15 protein-coding genes and 1 tRNA gene are annotated in these 16,815 nt (G+C 44.8%); 6 read left to right on the forward strand and 10 right to left on the reverse strand.

Annotation, left to right across the window (positions count from 1 at the left end; genetic code table 11):
* Positions 1 to 182 precede the first annotated feature (182 nt).
* The 3 genes from DXA74_RS03220 to DXA74_RS03230 are packed head-to-tail and all read right to left on the reverse strand — an operon-like array spanning position 183 to position 3,256.
* The gene (locus DXA74_RS03220; protein ID WP_118525382.1) at positions 183 to 1,559 is read right to left on the reverse strand and encodes a cytochrome c peroxidase; all 1,377 of its coding nucleotides are present in this window, start codon (positions 1,557 to 1,559) and stop codon (positions 183 to 185) included.
* A 31-nt stretch (positions 1,560 to 1,590) separates the two neighbouring features.
* Positions 1,591 to 2,373 (reverse strand): cytochrome c biogenesis protein CcsA, encoded by a 783-nt coding sequence (gene ccsA / locus DXA74_RS03225; protein ID WP_118525383.1) that lies wholly within the window; start codon positions 2,371 to 2,373, stop codon positions 1,591 to 1,593.
* Positions 2,357 to 3,256, reverse strand: coding sequence for a cytochrome c biogenesis protein ResB (locus DXA74_RS03230; RefSeq protein WP_118525384.1), 900 nt, complete (start codon positions 3,254 to 3,256; stop codon positions 2,357 to 2,359). The genes ccsA and DXA74_RS03230 overlap by 17 nt, the downstream gene beginning before the upstream one ends.
* Before the next feature lie 251 nt (positions 3,257 to 3,507).
* On the opposite strand from DXA74_RS03230, the gene DXA74_RS16545 reads away from it, so the two are divergent.
* The 3 genes from DXA74_RS16545 to DXA74_RS03245 all read left to right on the forward strand — a co-directional run bounded on the left by DXA74_RS16545 (position 3,508) and on the right by DXA74_RS03245 (position 5,941).
* Positions 3,508 to 3,894: a type II toxin-antitoxin system HicB family antitoxin gene (locus tag DXA74_RS16545; RefSeq protein ID WP_233550439.1), complete on the forward strand. Its 387-nt coding sequence runs from the start codon at positions 3,508 to 3,510 to the stop codon at positions 3,892 to 3,894.
* A 119-nt stretch (positions 3,895 to 4,013) separates the two neighbouring features.
* Positions 4,014 to 4,226, forward strand: a complete 213-nt coding sequence (locus DXA74_RS03240; RefSeq protein ID WP_118525385.1) for a hypothetical protein — start codon at positions 4,014 to 4,016, stop codon at positions 4,224 to 4,226.
* A 227-nt stretch (positions 4,227 to 4,453) separates the two neighbouring features.
* Positions 4,454 to 5,941 (forward strand): TlpA disulfide reductase family protein, encoded by a 1,488-nt coding sequence (locus DXA74_RS03245; protein ID WP_118525386.1) that lies wholly within the window; start codon positions 4,454 to 4,456, stop codon positions 5,939 to 5,941.
* 162 nt (positions 5,942 to 6,103) lie between these two features.
* Here DXA74_RS03245 and DXA74_RS03250 read toward each other — a convergent pair whose 3' ends face one another.
* Both DXA74_RS03250 and DXA74_RS03255 read right to left on the reverse strand, forming a co-directional pair.
* Positions 6,104 to 6,778, reverse strand: coding sequence for a phage integrase SAM-like domain-containing protein (locus DXA74_RS03250; protein WP_158576008.1), 675 nt, complete (start codon positions 6,776 to 6,778; stop codon positions 6,104 to 6,106).
* A gap of 149 nt (positions 6,779 to 6,927) precedes the next feature.
* Positions 6,928 to 7,003: transfer RNA gene (locus tag DXA74_RS03255), tRNA-Thr, on the reverse strand.
* A 392-nt stretch (positions 7,004 to 7,395) separates the two neighbouring features.
* Here DXA74_RS03255 and DXA74_RS16910 point away from each other — a divergent pair.
* Together DXA74_RS16910 and DXA74_RS03265 are read left to right on the forward strand one after the other, a co-directional pair.
* Positions 7,396 to 8,448, forward strand: a complete 1,053-nt coding sequence (locus DXA74_RS16910) for a DNA translocase FtsK (protein ID WP_118525388.1) — start codon at positions 7,396 to 7,398, stop codon at positions 8,446 to 8,448.
* Positions 8,449 to 8,545: 97 nt separating this feature from the next.
* Positions 8,546 to 9,424: an alpha/beta hydrolase gene (locus DXA74_RS03265; RefSeq protein ID WP_118525389.1), complete on the forward strand. Its 879-nt coding sequence runs from the start codon at positions 8,546 to 8,548 to the stop codon at positions 9,422 to 9,424.
* 117 nt (positions 9,425 to 9,541) lie between these two features.
* Here the strand turns inward: DXA74_RS03265 and DXA74_RS03270 are convergent, their stop codons facing one another.
* From DXA74_RS03270 to dnaB, 4 genes are all read right to left on the reverse strand, one after another.
* Complete coding sequence (locus DXA74_RS03270) at positions 9,542 to 9,784, reverse strand: TIGR03905 family TSCPD domain-containing protein (RefSeq protein ID WP_118525390.1); 243 nt, start codon at positions 9,782 to 9,784, stop codon at positions 9,542 to 9,544.
* Positions 9,785 to 9,796: 12 nt separating this feature from the next.
* On the reverse strand, positions 9,797 to 10,528 hold the full coding sequence (locus tag DXA74_RS03275) for a YebC/PmpR family DNA-binding transcriptional regulator (RefSeq protein ID WP_118525391.1): 732 nt from the start codon (positions 10,526 to 10,528) through the stop codon (positions 9,797 to 9,799).
* A gap of 81 nt (positions 10,529 to 10,609) precedes the next feature.
* Positions 10,610 to 13,117, reverse strand: coding sequence for a phenylalanine--tRNA ligase subunit beta (gene pheT, locus DXA74_RS03280; RefSeq protein ID WP_118525392.1), 2,508 nt, complete (start codon positions 13,115 to 13,117; stop codon positions 10,610 to 10,612).
* 103 nt (positions 13,118 to 13,220) lie between these two features.
* Complete coding sequence (gene dnaB, locus DXA74_RS03285; RefSeq protein WP_118525411.1) at positions 13,221 to 14,756, reverse strand: replicative DNA helicase; 1,536 nt, start codon at positions 14,754 to 14,756, stop codon at positions 13,221 to 13,223.
* 83 nt (positions 14,757 to 14,839) lie between these two features.
* Between dnaB and ispE the strand changes: the two genes are divergently transcribed.
* Positions 14,840 to 15,676: a 4-(cytidine 5'-diphospho)-2-C-methyl-D-erythritol kinase gene (gene ispE, locus DXA74_RS03290; RefSeq protein WP_118525412.1), complete on the forward strand. Its 837-nt coding sequence runs from the start codon at positions 14,840 to 14,842 to the stop codon at positions 15,674 to 15,676.
* Positions 15,677 to 16,108: 432 nt separating this feature from the next.
* Here ispE and DXA74_RS03295 read toward each other — a convergent pair whose 3' ends face one another.
* Complete coding sequence (locus tag DXA74_RS03295) at positions 16,109 to 16,648, reverse strand: carbonic anhydrase (protein WP_118525393.1); 540 nt, start codon at positions 16,646 to 16,648, stop codon at positions 16,109 to 16,111.
* Positions 16,649 to 16,815 lie beyond the last annotated feature (167 nt).

Consider the following 16,815-nt stretch of genomic DNA (forward strand, 5'->3'; position numbering starts at 1 on the left):
AGCTGAATATTCTAAAGAAAAATAGACTATGTCAGAATTCATTTTTTGAAAAGATAAACTTTATGTCCTTAAAAGACTAAAGAAAGGGCCGCATCATCACTCCATATAGAGTTTGATGCGGCCCTTTAAAAGAGTATCGTTACAATCTCCAACTTTAGAGAATTGTCGTTTCAGTTAAAAATTTATTTCATATTGTCATTAGTCAGAGTCTTTCCCTTATACTCTCCGGTGAGGGTCTTGAGGAAAGAAACCAACTGGGCAGTTTCCTGATCGGTCAGTTCTACACCAACCTCATACTTGGCCATATCGCGTACCGCCTCTTCCAGAGTCTTCTTGGTACCGTCATGGAAATAAGGAGCGGTCAGAGCGATGTTACGCAATCCAGGAACCTTGAAGCGGTGGATATCACGCTCGGTCTTGGTTTCCTTGTTGCGACCGTGGTCTTCGAGAGTGATCTCGGTATTGCGGTCAGCGAAATAGTCGCCCTGCAAGCCCATCAGCTCGTAAGACTGACCTCCGAGGTTCTCACCCACGTGGCAGGTAGCACAGTTGTACTGCTTGAACAGCTCATAACCGGTAATCTCTTCCTGAGTCAAGGCAGCCTTGTCGCCCTTGAGGTATTTGTCGAAGCGGCTGTTCGGAGTGATCAGCGTGCGCTCGAACTCCTGGATGGCATTGGTGATGTTTGCCTGAGTCCAGCCATCAGGATAAACTTCCTTGAAAGCCTTGGTAAAGGCAGCGTCTTCAGCCAGACGGGCGCAGATATCGTCGAAGGACTTGTGACCCATCTCTACCGGGTTCAACGGAGGACCGCCGGCCTGATCGGCCAGAGTCTTGGCACGTCCGTCCCAGAACTGAACAAAGTTATAATGAGCATTGAATACGGTCGGTGCATTGACACCACCCTTCAGTCCCTGAATACCCTCAGAGAACTGCTTGTTGTCCACACCACCGGTGTTCAGACCGTGACAAGTGGCACAAGACACGGTGTTGTCCACCGACAAACGGGTATCGTGATAAAGCATCTCTCCCAGAATCACCTTGCGCACGTCTACCGGAATAGAATCGGCAATCGGACGCACCGGCTCATTGGCAAACTCGGCAGCAGCCAACGGGTTCGGGTAATTGGCAGCACGCTGGTCGCGAATCCAGTTCAGGGCAATGGTCTTCTCGGAATCCAAGATAGAAGATCCCCAGTGAACCAGATAATACTTGACCATAGGCATGGTACCGTCCTGAATGACTTTCTCTACCTTTGCCAGATCCACTTCGCTGACCGGTGTTCCGGCCTTAATAGCCTCCATCATCGGAGCGATGTCGAAGGCACGGTAACCCAGACGGGCATCTTCCTTCACCAAATCGCCGGCCAGCGGGAAAGAAGCGTAGAACGGTAACTTGGGCTCGGCTACGTGACAAGCCATACAGCCGGCATCTGCCAGCAACTGATACATCTGCTCGTTGGCCGGAAGATCAGACGATGGCGGCTGATTGACCAGACGATAGGTGGCCGCTCCTGCTGCAAGGAGCACAACGGGCACTAACACATACTTTTTCTTCATTTTTCTCTCTTTTATTAGTTTAGGTAATTGTTTATGTCTGACTGTATACATGAACACTGCCCTCGGCCGAAGGCAGATAGTTCACGCCGTACCAGCAAATCTGAAGGGTCAGGAAACTCAGTATCAAAATCAAATAAAGCTTGCGCGGAGACACGCCCGACATGAGGCGCAGATGCACATAGAGCAGATAACCGAACCAGGTGATCGCCGCCCAGGTTTCCTTGGGGTCCCAGCTCCAATAGTTGCCCCAGGCATCCTTGGCCCACACGGCGCCCGAAAGCATTCCCAGCGTGAGGAAGGCCAGACCGACATAGACCAGCTGATCGAGCGTATCGAGATATTCGGGTTTGTGGCGGTAGAGTCCGATGCAGGAAAGAATAAAGGAACAGCCCAGCACGGAATAGGAAAACATATACACCGTGACGTGGGGGATGAACCACGGACTCTGCAAGGCCGGCATCAGCGACTGGTCGTGTATCTCGGGCTTCAGAATATTGATCATGCAGAACACGAGCGCCAGAAGCGTGGCGAAGGGCAATACCCAACGATAGCGCCAGCGCCAGTAGGTGATCAGTCCGGAGATACTCAGAAAGAAGGAGTACCACAAACGGGTCTCTCCCATCGTGCGCAACGGCGGACGAGAAAGCGTGGTCCACAAACCGGCAATGAAAACGGCAAAAATCAGGGTACCGGCCAAAGTGGCCCACAAGGCCGCACGGCTACGGGTGGCCTGACGCGCCGAAAGCACGGCTCCCGCAATCCAGCACAGAGCCGCAGGAGCTACAAAATATTCAAAATTATCCCAACTGATCATCTTTTCCTCTCTTTATCGGTCCTTTAATAAACAAAGCTACAGCCGAAAGCAACATCATGATGATTCCGGTGAGCTGCACATATTTCCAGGGTTGCTTCACCACCTGAAGCACGCAGTAACGAATCTCGTCTCCGGCATGCATGTCATATCCCGTGAGATAGAGGTCCTCACCAAAACGGATGCTGTGCGGTTCGTTGACTTTCAGAATGACTTCCTGCCCGTCTACCGCCACATCGGCCTGATAGGTACGCGGCATTCCGTTGTCGTAGTAATCCACTTCAAAGCGGCGCAGCTCCAATTCGTAATCCAGATAATGCACGCGTCCGTCGGCTGCATAAGCCATTCGTCCGGGCTGCTCCTTATATACCGGTACCCGGTACATCTGCGTATCGGCACTGCCCCAGAAACCGCCCAGCAAAGCCAGCCACAATCCTAAATGACTGGTCAGGAAGCGCCAGCGGATGCCTTTCCGGTTTCGGATACCGCGGAAGGTGATCATGGCCAGATGCGACTGGAGCAATAATAATATAAAAAGGAAAGGCCAGGAGGTGGTCATCTCATGGATTCCCAGACGCTCCCAAAAGGTTCCTCCCTCTCCCACCGGCATCATGGCCGAATGCTGAGGCACCAGACCAATGATCAGGCAAAGCAGAATGAACATCACAAAGGTGATGACCGTGGTGCGCAAGGAAAGCAGGAAACGGCAAAAGCGCGTCTGGCGATAGTCCTTGTAGAGCACCCACAGGGCCAGCAGCCACAGCACAACCAAAATAATGTTCAACGGGAAAGAAAAGAAGGTTACCGGAAAGCCTCCGGCAACATATTGCACCGCAAAGAGCAGGAAAACACCTGCCACAATACTGATTATATCCAAATGCTTCATGATGATGTGATCATTGTTTGCACGCGCAAAGATAATACATTTCTTTTCATCAAAAAAGCATCTGATATAATTTTTGTAATTAATACAAATATTATGACATTACGATTTGAAGACAGTCTGTCGGGCATCGCCTCTTATACCAAAAACTCCGTCTTTGCTTCCAAAGATTTGCAAATAACAAAGAAAAGTCTTATTTTCAGATCCTGTTATTCTGCTTAAACCGGATCGGCGGTACCGATTAAATGAATGCCATGACAAGAATTACACGAAAGGAACAATATGAGTGGGCAGTAAAGAAGGTGGAAGGATTACTGAATCGGGTCACAGACACGACTCCCCCTGAAGATCCTGATAGAATAGAGCTGGAGTTGCTTTCCAACCTGGTTGCCGACTATTCCGAAGAACACTTTGCACAACATACTGTAGAAGTAATTATTGAAAACGCAGGGACCAATCTCTGTGCATATATCAAAGACGCTCCTGTTTGCACGGTGGGCGATAACCTGAAAGAGATTATCGAAAACATAAAAGAAGCCATTAGTCTGTATCTGGAAGAGAATCCCAATCCTTGCGATGCCCTCAACGGGGACTTCACTCTGGAATTCAAAATTGATGCGGAAACGTTTCTCAACCATTAGGCATGGCTGTTGCATCAGATATTGGCTTAGTATTAGCACTATTTTATGTGAATTACGTCTGTGAGAAAGGTGCAGGCATTGCACATATTTCATGAAAAAAATTTTCATCGAAAAGAATTATGGAGCATCTGGAATATAAAGGTTACAAAGGTTCTATAGAATATAGCAAAGAAGACAACTGCTTTTGCGGTAAAGTTCAAGGGATGGGCAACGAAGCTTTGATTCTTTATGAAGGCAGCACCATCAATGAACTTCAAAAGGATTTCAAAGAAGGAATTGACAGCTATCTTGAAGGTTGCAAAAAAATAGAACCAAACCAATCATACCATTAACAGAAAAATAAAGACTTTTGTCGCTATATTTCTAATTATCAGTAATATATATTATATTGAACTCACGATAATTTATGTATATATAAAAACAAATAATCATTTATGAAAACGTTATGTAGAACTTTTGTTTTTTGCTTTGTATTTTTGTATGTACATTGCAACTTTCTGCAGATGATGGATATCAGTTTCGTGGAGGAGTTTGCTTACTTCGCGGGCAGATAAAAAATATGCCTGGACAGGAAATACCGAAAATGTTTACCATTCATCTCAAAAATCTATTTCTGGATAAAGACGCTAATTATTTGGTTCACGTAAATTCCGATGGCACTTTTCGTGAAAATGTTGCTTTACCCCATAGCCAGTTTGCTTTTTGGAGTAATTTTAAAGCAAATGTTTTTTTAATGGCAGGTGATACGGTAGATGTAGTTTATGATGCCGGAAAAGGATTGGAATTTTCAGGTAACAATGTAACAGCTCAGGTTAATCGTTATTATCCTATGTTACGGAAAAAGTATTTGTCAGAATATAGAAAATATCCTGAAGTGAGAGCGTCCAATCAAGTGTATGAGGATTTTATAGATTTCAATTTTCTGGTTTTTAAGAAAATAAAGAAAGATATAGATAAATCCCTACCTGCCGATTGTATGCCACTAACTCGCAACATTCTCAAGGCTTCATTATTGAGCGCCCCTTTAGTTAACGTTTTTGAGGCGCGCAAGAATCATAAACTGACACAATTTATTATGAAATCAGATAGAGAATGGATAACCAATGAGAATTATCGTCCGTTAGACAATAAGAAATTATTCCTATTCCTGTTAAAAAACAATGATTGCTTTATAGATAATCCATATTTGATTATGGGAGCCGACTCCTGGTTGCCTTATAATCGTATGGATTATGATATATTTAAAATTATTGATGATGTTTCGGACTACCGTTTGGAGCAACAGGATTATTTTTCAGAGAATTTAGCCTGGTATGCCAACGATTTCTTTTTACCGAAAGATTATGAACCGGAATTTTTAAAACAGGCAAAAGTATTGCGCAATGATTTACTTTTTACTTATAGTGACTTTATAGAAAAGCAGTTCCAAGAATATAATAAAAATACGAAGTTGGGTAATAATTTTGCATTTCAGATTGCCCTTTGTCATGGTTTCAAAAAAAGCTCTAATTCAAACAGATTTCATGGAGACCATCTGACTGAGCGTCTTATTGCTATAATACCTTACCTTACTTATCCTCAGGTCCGTTTTCATTTGTTACAATACTATAGGAATTGTATTCGTGAGCAAGAAGGAGCTTCTGAGAGCCGATTATTGGAGAAAGACAGTGTATTCCAGCGTATCATTAATCCTTATGCGGGTAATGTACTTTATGTCGACTTTTGGGGAATGAGTTGTGGTCCTTGTCGTGCCGGCATGTTAGAACAACGTGAAATGGTTGAGAAACTTAAAAATAAGCCGGTGAAGTTTTTATATATATGTAATGTAGCGGATTCTCCTCGTGAGTCGGCAGAAGCCTGGATGAAAGAGAATAATATTCAAGGGGAACATATTTATATAAGTCCTGATGACTGGGCTTATCTTCAAGCTCATTTTCAGTTTTCCGGTATTCCTTTTGCATTAATACTGAACAAAGAAGGAAGGTTGTTGGATAACCAGGATTGTAATCTTACAGTAGAATTCTTTGAGGATTTGATAAATGAATAGGTTTGTTATAAGATAAACAGACATTCTGTTTGAAACTTATTCCTGATCAACGAACTGGACATATACAGACAACTGTCTGATACTTGTGAAAAGTCTGTGAGCTACAGAAATGGATACGGGACAGCATCTCGGAGTTAACAGAATCCAGATATAAGAACAAACTTACAGCTGAATTCTGTTTCCATTTACACAAAATTTTGGACAGTGTCCTTCCCGGATAGGAGCAGAAGCTATTTTACAGGCTATGAACGGATGCACGTCATATCTCACCAGTCTTTGTTTAATGGCTCGGTTAATGATCACCTTTGTTCTGGCCAACATGATATTAATTGATGTATCGCTGACAGTTCCCTTCCGTCTGAGATATTTTATATACCCGTCGATTAATTCCGGGGTAACTCCTTGAATGGGGATATCTCCTTTGCAGAAGTCTAAAAACGTCCGACTATTGTGTTCAATCATCTTCGCGTAGCTACCCCTACCCTCTTCTATAAGTTGGTGGAGAAATTCATCAGAAATACTTTTAAAGGTTGCGGAATCTCTTTTGTCCGCATGCTGAATCATATCTTTGAGCTGCTTGCAGGAATATAATTCTGGATTGACAATCTCGTCCAGTCTGTTCTGGTAAGTATTAAGCAGATTACGCAGTTTCGTGTTTATGATTGCAGCATCCGGCCTCTTGATGACCTGACCGTTCTTGAACTGGGCCAAAGAAGACACCAAAAAGCGTGTCACGATATAACATGTTTCCCTTTTATGGTTTATGGCAAACCGAATTGCATATTCGCCACGAACATTTTTTTTGTTTGGAAGTATGGTTAAATAAACAGATGACATACGCATTTAATTTTAAGGACAATCAAAGGACAATCAAATTCGCTCAAAAGTGAGGTGAAAATCCTTTTTTTAAAATTAAATACTGAAGTCTTTCGTAAGAAGTATTTGGGGAAGTATCAGATAATCAAGTGATTATCTTTATCTGACTATGGAGCCGACAGCGGGACTCGAACCCGCGACCCTTTCATTACGAATGAAATGCTCTACCAACTGAGCCATGTCGGCTTTTGATAGAACAAAGGTACACCAAAAAAATTAAATAGCAAAGAGAAAGCTTAAAAAATATTTTTGATTTCTTTGTTCGGAACATATTCATAGCGTCCCAAATGCTACCACAACCCAGTCATTGTCTTCAGTTTCAGAAAACATTAATCCTGCAAATTCAAAACAGTTCAAACAACCTGAGCAACGTGCTTTCTGGATAATATATTGGAGAGTCTATCGGAAAATCATTTTACAAGTAAATAAACGGAATAAAATCTTTATTCCTCTTGAATATTTATCGTCACGCAAAATTTGATTATAACTCAATTAATCCGTATTTTTGGAAATAAAACCGCATGGTTATCCCCAAATAGCTTAATCATGAAACCAATATAATACCTTATAATAAGACAATGAAAAGACTTCCCGATACGGATTCAAATGCAGAAAATCCCAAAGATGCAGATTTTGAAGAAAAAAAGAAAAACAACGAAATTACTTACCGCAGACTCCTGCGGTTTGTTCTGTTGTTTTCGTGTTTATGGGCATCAGTTATGCTTCCTCTGGTGTTAGGCATCTCATGGAAATGGTCCTTGTTATTCCTCTTCATGGCAGCACTCTCTGCTCTCATCCCGACTCAGGAACGTGAGAAACATGCGGAAGAAACAGAGGTGGAAAAATCCCCCGAACTGGATCTTCTGATGGATAAAAAACAATATGTTCCCGATTACAGCCTTTCGGGACAATATAAGGAAATTCTAAACAAGGCGAATATTGACCCGCTTTTTGAAGAGGCTGCAAATTTGATAGTAAATACGCAATTGGGAAGTACCTCATTGCTCCAAAGAAAATTCTGTATAGGCTACAATAGAGCCCAAAGACTGATTTACTATCTGGAAAGGGCAGAAATTGTGGGTCCGAACCGAGGCACAGTCCCTAGAGAGGTTCTTTGTAAGGACGAAACGGAAATGATTGAAAAATTGCAACTCATCACCGAAGAAACCTTTCAGAATCCTGAAGACCTGAATTATATTGAGTACCAGGATATCTACCAGAAAAGCTTACGCCTGACAAAGTTGGGAGATGAACTGAAAAAAGAAGGATTGACTGATGAAGCTGTCAGTGTTTATGAAAAAGCAATACTTCTCGAACAACCAATAAGAATGCCTTTCGACCGACTTATTGTGCTGTACACAGAACGAAAAGACCAAGAAAATTTGATTCGGATAATCAAAACAGCTCTGGAACTTTTTATAAAGGTCAGAGCCAAACAAGCTAAACGGACAATGGACGAAGCCTCATCGGTCTATCAACATATCGTGCAATCACTTGAGGCAAACCAGTCCGTTTCTCTGGAAGGAGAAATGTCTCCCTATAAATTGGAGTATATCATAAGATACATAACTCTATTGGGTAACTCGCTATATGCCAAAGAAATGGATGGCTCCCATACAGAAAATGAATGATCTTTATGCAACCCATCTTGTACGAAAACGAAAATATACAAAACATATTACGATGCTTTTACATTCTTCTGATAACCAACTCTTAAAAGCAACAGACATGAAAAAAATTACACTACCAGAATACAGGAAATTCCTGATTACAGCTTTGGGCAGCTATATCTTTCTGTTGGCCACTTCTGTATGTGCCCAACAGAAAATTGAAATTCCCTTGTGGCCCGATGGTGCCCCAAACACAAATGAAATTACTGAAGCGGAGAAAGTCATCCAAAACGGAATTGTCGGAAACGTTACCCAGCCTTCACTCACGATATATCTTCCCGAAAAAAGCAACGGCAAGGCTGTTATTGCCTGCCCGGGCGGGGGATATGCTTATGTAGCGTTGAAGCACGAAGGGCACGATATGGCCTCCTGGTTTAACGAACAGGGAATTACTTTTGCTGTACTGAAATACCGAATGCCGAATGGACACAGCGACGTTCCTTTAAGTGATGCCCAGAAGGCAATCCGCATCATGCGCCAGCACGCCGACGAGTGGTATCTGAAAAAAATAGGCATCATGGGGGCTTCTGCCGGAGGGCATCTGGCCTCAACAGCAGCAACACATTATACCAAAGATTGCCGACCGGACTTTCAGCTACTCCTGTATCCGGTAATCAGCATGCGCCAGGAAATCACGCATCAGGGATCACGCCAGAATTTATTGGGAAAGAATCCTTCGGACGAACAGATCGAGTTCTTCAGCAATGAACTTCAGGTAAACGCACAAACTCCGCCGGCACTGCTGATTCACTGTAGCGACGACCGGGCTGTCGTACCGGAAAACAGCATCCGTTATTACCAGGCTCTTCTGGCTCACAAAGTACCGGCCACCCTACTCTGCTATCCAAAAGGAGGACACGGATGGGGATTCTCAAACAATTTCGCGTTCAAGAAAATATGGCTGGAGGAAGTCCGAAAATGGTTGGAAATGTTATAGTCCCCTCTCCGTTAGAGAAAGATCCTCTTGCATGAAAGCATAAACAAAAAACGGTGAACCGGAAGATTGAAAGCCAATCTTTAAGGTTCACCGTTTTATATGATTTAAAAAGAATTTTTATAAGGTTTCTTTCAGTGCCTGCGCCAACTGGTCCGGACAAGATGTCGGACGGGCACCGCAACGGATACCCTCCAGACGCTGGATTACTTCCGCAACAGGCATTCCTTTTACCAAAGAACAAATACCTTTCAGATTGCCGTTACAGCCGCCCTGAAAACGTACCTCTTCAATGATGCCCTGCTCCGTCTGAATCTCAATGAGCGAACTGCAAGTTCCTTTTGTCTTAAACTCCACTTTCATCTTGTGAAATCTTTATTCTTCTTCAGGCTTCATGTTCGTGTAAACAGTCTGCACATCGTCAAACTCTTCCAGACGCTCTACCATCTTGTTGATCGTTTCACGTACCTCAGGAGTAACTTCCTTCAAGTCGTTTGGAATGTAAGTGAACTCACCACCGACATCCTCAAAGCCCTGCTCCTCCAGATGCTTCTGGATTGCACCGTAGCTCTTCGGATCACCGTAGATGGTTACTGTTCCTTCTTCCTCATCCTCCTCATAATCCTCTTCTACTCCGTAGTCGATCAAATCAAGAATCAACTCGTCCATATCCAGATCTGAAGGCTTCTTGAAAGTAAATACGCACTTGTGATCGAACAGGTAAGCCAAAGAACCCATGTTACCCAAAGTTCCAGAGAACTTGTTGAAGATAGAACGTACATCGGCAACGGTACGGGTAGGATTGTCAGTCAAAGTATCAACAAATACAGCAATACCGTGAGGACCGTATCCTTCGTAAGTCATTCCCTTGTATTCGCTCTGGTCCTTACCCATAGCATTCTTGATGGCACGCTCGATGTTATCCTTCGGCATGTTCTCACGCTTACAGGTTGCGATGATAGAACGCAGGGTCGGGTTATTTTCCGGTTCAGGACCACCGGCTTTCACCGCAATAGCGATTTGTTTACCCAGTCTTGTAAACGTCTTGGCCATGTGACCCCATCTTTTCAATTTGGCAGCTTTTCTATATTCAAATGCTCTTCCCATTGTGTAATATTTAAATGTTTTGAATTTATAGTCTTTCTTTTTGAAATGCAGCTGCACCCTTTCGGATGCAGCTTTATGATATTAACGCAACTTGGCGTTGAGTTTGTTCTGCAAGTTCGTGATCAGTTTGTTCATGATGGCATCGATCTGCTTGTCATTCAGAGTCTTGGTTTCATCCTGCAACAGGAAGTTCACCGCATAGCTCTTCTTGCCAGCTTCCAGATTCTTACCTTCGTAAACGTCGAACAGACGAACGGCCTTCAGCAATTTCTTCTCTGTTGCGTATGCCACCTTCTCGATTTCCTCGAAAGTGATGTTCTTGTCAATCAGCAGAGCCAAATCACGGCTTACAGCCGGATACTTGCTGATTTCCTTGAAGCTTACCTTGTTGTTCTTGATGGCCTTCATCAGCAGAGTCCAGTTCAGATCGGCAAAATAAACGTCATTGTCGATATCGAACATGTGGGTCATCTTCTTCGCTACGATACCCAGAGTGGCCAATACCTTTCCGCCACGGTTCTGGATTTCGATGGCCTTAGCAAACAGATCGTTCTTTGACTCGGCAATCACCATGGCACCCATATTCACACCCAGACGGGCGAAGATGTTCAGCACGTAAGCCTTCAGTTCGTAGAAGCTGCTGTCCTCGTCGGCATGGCACCAAGAACCGCTCACACGCTTACCGGTAACCCACAGACCCAGGTGATAGTCTTCGCTGTAAGCATCCAGCACGTGCTTTCTGACTTCCAGATCACGTCCGTTGCTCACTCCCGGGATGATCACGTCTGACTTCTTGTTCTTATCGAAATAGTAACAGTTACCGAACTCAAAGAAACGCAAATCGGCATTCTTACGGTTGGCATTGTGAGCCACACACTCCAATCCACCGAACAGCAATGTCTGACGCATAGCGTTCAAATCAGAGCTCAACGGATTCAGAAGCATTACCAGATGCTCCGGAGTGTAAGTCTCCGAACCGTCGTAATAAGCTGCGCGGGTCAGTGAGTTGTTCAGAATCTCGTTGAATCCGCAACCTACCAGCTGCTCGCCAATCAGATTCTGCATCTTATAGCTCTTGTCCACGTCGCCCTTAATGGCCAAGCTGGACTTCACAGAAGTAGGAATCTCTACATTGTTATATCCATAGATACGGAGAATATCCTCAACCACATCGCACGGACGCTGCACATCCACACGATAAGCAGGAACTTCCAGTTTCAGACTGCTTTCAGTTTCCTCCAGAATCTTCATTTCCAGAGAAGTAACGATGCTCTTTACGGTTTCTGCCGGAATCTCCTTACCGATCAGTCCGTTGATATAATCGTAAGTAATGTCTACAATCGGGTTGGCAATCTTTGAAGACTGTACGTCCTTGATTTCCATAGCGATCTCTCCACCGGCCAATTCCTTGCACAGAATGGCAGCCTGCTTCAGGGCATACAGCTGTCCGTCGGGATCCACACCACGCTCAAAACGGAATGAAGCATCGGTATTCAAGCCATGATAACGGGCACTCTTTCTAATCCAGGTAGGATTGAAGTAAGCACTCTCCAGCAATACATTGGTGGTGTTCTCATAAGTACCGCTACCCTTACCACCGAACACACCGGCAATACACATAGGCTCCTCGGCATTGCAGATAGCCAGATCACGGTCGGTCAGCTCATGAGTCTCACCGTCGAGGGTTACGAAAGGAGTTCCCTTTGGCATGGTCTTCACAACAACCTTGTTACCCTTGATCATATCCACATCGAAGCAGTGCAACGGCTGTCCGTAAGCAAACATCACATAGTTGGTGATGTCCACAATATTATTAATAGGACGCAGACCGATAATCTTCAGCTTGTTCTGCAACCATTCCGGACTCTCCTTAACGGTACAGTTCTTTACGGTAACCGCACAGTATCTCGGACAAGCTTCGGTATTCTCTACACAAACCTCCACATCCAGATCGTGGTTATCCACAGCAAAAGCCTCTGTGCCCGGGCGATGGATAGAAGTTTTGTAACCGTTTTGTACCAACCAGGCATACAAGTCGCGAGCCACACCATAGTGTGAGCAGGCATCCGCACGGTTCGGAGTGATGTCCACTTCAATCAGATAATCGCTCTTGATGTTATAGTATTCTGCAGCTGGAGTACCCGGTACGGCAGAATCCGGCAATACAATGATACCATTGTGATCTGTTCCGATACCGATTTCGTCCTCGGCACAAATCATACCGTTACTCTCAATGCCTCTCAGCTTTGACTTCTTGATGGTGAAGCACTCATCTCCGTCATACAGTTTTGTACCCAGAGTAGCCACAATCACCTTCTGTCCGGCAGCCACGTTTGCCGCGCCGCACACAATCTGCTGAGGTTCGCCCTCACCCAGATTTACAGAACATACATGCATGTGGTCTGAATTCGGATGCGGTTCGCAAGTCAAAACCTCACCGACGACCAATCCCTGCAAGCCACCTTTTATAGCCTGCACCTCTTCTACTGATCCCACTTCCAGACCTTCGGAGGTCAGGGCATCAGCCACTTCTTGTGCTGTCAAGTCAAAGTCTACGTACTCTTTCAGCCAATTATAAGAAATATTCATATTATTTTTTTGTAGTTTTTATTCTTACTGAGACATGCAAAATTACGTCTTTTTCTGAAATATTCCAAAAAGTTTTCAGGAACACTGCCTATAAAATGCTTTTTTAAAAAGGAACAGGCCCATCCGGTGGTGGGGGCATCATATCCATATCGGGCATCGGAGCCGATTCCTGATTCATTTTGGAGCCGAATACCGCCGACTCTCCCGGCATCGGGATATACGCATCCTCGTCCGGGTCCTGGAAACGGGCAAACTCGCCGCGGAACTTGAGCAGCACATCGCCCACGGCACCGTTACGATGCTTGGCTATGATGATCTCCGCCATACCGCGCAGGTCGCGTCCCTTGTCGTCCTGATAGATTTTATAGTATTCCGGACGGTGGATGAAACACACCATATCGGCATCCTGCTCGATAGCTCCGGATTCACGCAAGTCGCTCAACTGCGGACGCTTTCCTTCTGCGCCTTCACGGTTTTCCACACCACGGTTCAACTGACTCAGGGCGATGATCGGAATGTTCAGCTCCTTGGCCAGTCCCTTGAGCGAACGCGAAATGGTACTTACCTCTTCCTGACGGCTACCGAACGACATACCGCTGGCATTCATCAGCTGCAAGTAGTCAATCATAATGATTTTCACTCCGTGCTCGCGCACCAGACGGCGCGCTTTGGTACGCAGCTCAAACACCGAAAGCGAAGGCGTATCGTCCACATAGAAAGGAGCATCATAGAGCTGGGTAATCTTACTGTCCAGCTGTCCCCACTCATAAGGTGCCAGCTGTCCGCTCTTGATCTTTTCTCCCGGAATCTCACACACATTCACAATCATACGGTTCACGAGCTGCACGTTACTCATCTCAAGCGAGAACATGGCGCAAGGTATCTTCATGTCTACAGCCATCTTCTTGGCCATGGAAAGCACAAATGCCGTTTTACCCATCGCCGGACGCGCAGCGATAATAATCAGGTCGGAATTCTGCCATCCGGAAGTCATTTTGTCCAGTTTTTCGAAACCACTGCTCAGACCGCTCAGACCGTCCGAACGCTTGGCCGCATTCTGCAACATCTCGTATGCCTCATGAATCACGGGATTAATCTGCGTGTAATCCTTCTTCATGTTCTGCTGCGAAATCTCAAACAGCTTTCCTTCAGCTTCCTGCATCAGGTCGTCCACATCCACCGTGCGGTCAAAGGCCTTGGTCTGCACCACACTGGTAAACGTGATCAGCTCACGGGCCAGAAATTTCTGGGCAATGATACGGGCATGATATTCTATATGCGCCGATGAAGCCACCTTTCCGCTCAGCTGAGTGATATAAAACGGTCCGCCGGCCTCCTCCAGATTTCCGGTTGAATTCAGATACTCCGTCACAGTAAGGATATCTACCGGTTTCTGCTGCAGGTTCAGCGAGCGTATTGCCTCAAAGATCAGCTGATGCCTGTGGTCATAAAAGCTCTCCGGCTTCAGGATTTCACTAATCTGCGAATACGCATCCTTTTCTATCATCAGGGCTCCGAGCACCGCCTCCTCAAACTCCAGGGCCTGAGGCTGCACATGTCCGTATGCATCTTCTGCGGGCACCTCTACCAGCTTGGTTTTCGGCGCGGTCCGCTTCGTCGTTCTTCTATTCTCTGCCATTTTCAATTTTCATTTGTATGCAAAGATAATATATATCGGATTTTTTTTATAATTTTGAAACAAGAAATAATAATTTGTATATGATGATTACATATCCCAACGCAAAAATCAATTTGGGCCTGAACGTGGTCAGCAAACGGCCCGACGGCTATCATAATCTGGAAACCGTCTTCTATCCCATCCCCCTGTGTGATACTCTTTCTCTGGAAGCGCTCGCACCGGAACAGCAGAACACTACGGACTACTTATTTAATATAGAAGGAACTCCCGTGGACTGTGTCCCGGAAAAAAATCTGGTCATTAAGGCTTTCCGCCTGCTTCAGTCCGAATATCCGCTTGCACCGGTCCAGATCCGCATGCGCAAAGACATTCCTTTTGGTGCCGGACTGGGAGGAGGTTCGTCCGACGCCGCCTTTATGCTGAAAATGCTGAATGACCATTTTTCTCTGGGACTTTCGGTCGGAAAGCTGGAGGAACTGGCTGCCCGCCTGGGAGCCGACTGCGCCTTCTTCATTCAGAACCGCCCCACTCTGGCCGAAGGCATCGGCAACATCTTCACGCCGATCTCTCTGTCGCTGAAAGGCTATACTCTGGTCTTGATAAAGCCGGAAATCCATATTTCCACTCAGGAAGCCTATGCCAAGGTGCGCCCCCACATGCCGGAGCATCGGGTTCAGGATGCCATCTGCCGTCCGATTGAAGAATGGAAAGACATTATCGTCAACGATTTTGAGGAAAGCGTCTTCCCCAATCATCCCGAACTGAACCGCATCAAGCAGGAACTTTACCGTCAGGGAGCCATATATGCTTCCATGAGCGGTTCCGGATCGTCCATCTATGGGATTTTCCCTACCGAGCCGAAAAATATGGCAGAATTGTTTCACCCGCACTTCTATTGGCAAACCAAGCTAGAAATCTAATATTCAACAACTTAATAAGCAGAAGGGGTTTATAGGAATACGAAATAGGGAAATCCCCACCCCAATTTAGGGAAAATCCCTCTTCCATTAAATTCTTTTTTCTGATCTTTGCAATGTCAAAAGAAAACAGAAACACAGAAACACGAACAACAGAGACTAAATCTTAACGAATCAGATATAAGAAACAAAGAAACTAAACCGTAACTATTGAAAGAAAAAGAAGAAGAAAAAGTAAGAAACTAAACCGTAACTAAAGAACAGAGGAACTAAACCGTAACTATTGAACAGAACTAAACTTAACTTTGGAGAAATCTAAATTATACTAAACCACTATTTTACATACTAACAAAAACAAGACACTCTCTCTTTCAATCTATGTGAATAGCTTGCCAGAAGAGTGTCTTACCTTTTATCTTTCAGGAAAAGGAAGAACTAAAGTTCCTCCAACTCTCCGGTAGTAGAATCCATAATGAATCCCTTTACTTTCACATCTGCCGGAATCAGCGGATGATGACTGATCAGATCAACGGTCTCGAGCACCGCAGATTTGGTATCATCGAAACCATGCAGCCACTGCTCTAGGTCAATACCGCAATAACGCATCATGCCGATTTTCTCGTCGGTGATTCCGCGTTCCGTCATGTGCTGTATCATGCGCTTGCTGTCCATACCTTGCACCCCGCAGTTGGTATGACCGATCACCATGATCCATTCCACTCCCAGCTCATAAATAGCCACCAGAAGGCTGCGCATGGTGCTGTCAAACGGATTGGTAATGGTTCCGCCGGCATTCTTAATGATCTTAATATCGCCGTTCTTAAAGCCGAGGGCTGCGGGGAGAAGCTCCACCAGACGGGTGTCCATACAACTCACAATGGCAATCTTACGGTCGGGATATTTACTGGTTATGAATTGCTCATATCTACGTTCTTCTACAAACTGCTTGTTGAATTTCAAAATTTTGTTATCCATAACTCTATTCTATTTTTGCGGGTGCAAAGTTACAAATTATTCTCGGAAAAACGGACAAAAAGAATAGTTAAAGAAGAAAAACAGACGGAAACAAAAATCCCTCCGAGCAATGCTCGAAGGGAACTCTGTACGCCCTCAGGGATTCGAACCCTGGACCCATTGATTAA

Source organism: Bacteroides sp. OF04-15BH (assembly GCF_003477995.1).
In the GTDB taxonomy this organism is placed as follows: Bacteria; Bacteroidota; Bacteroidia; order Bacteroidales; family Bacteroidaceae; genus Paraprevotella.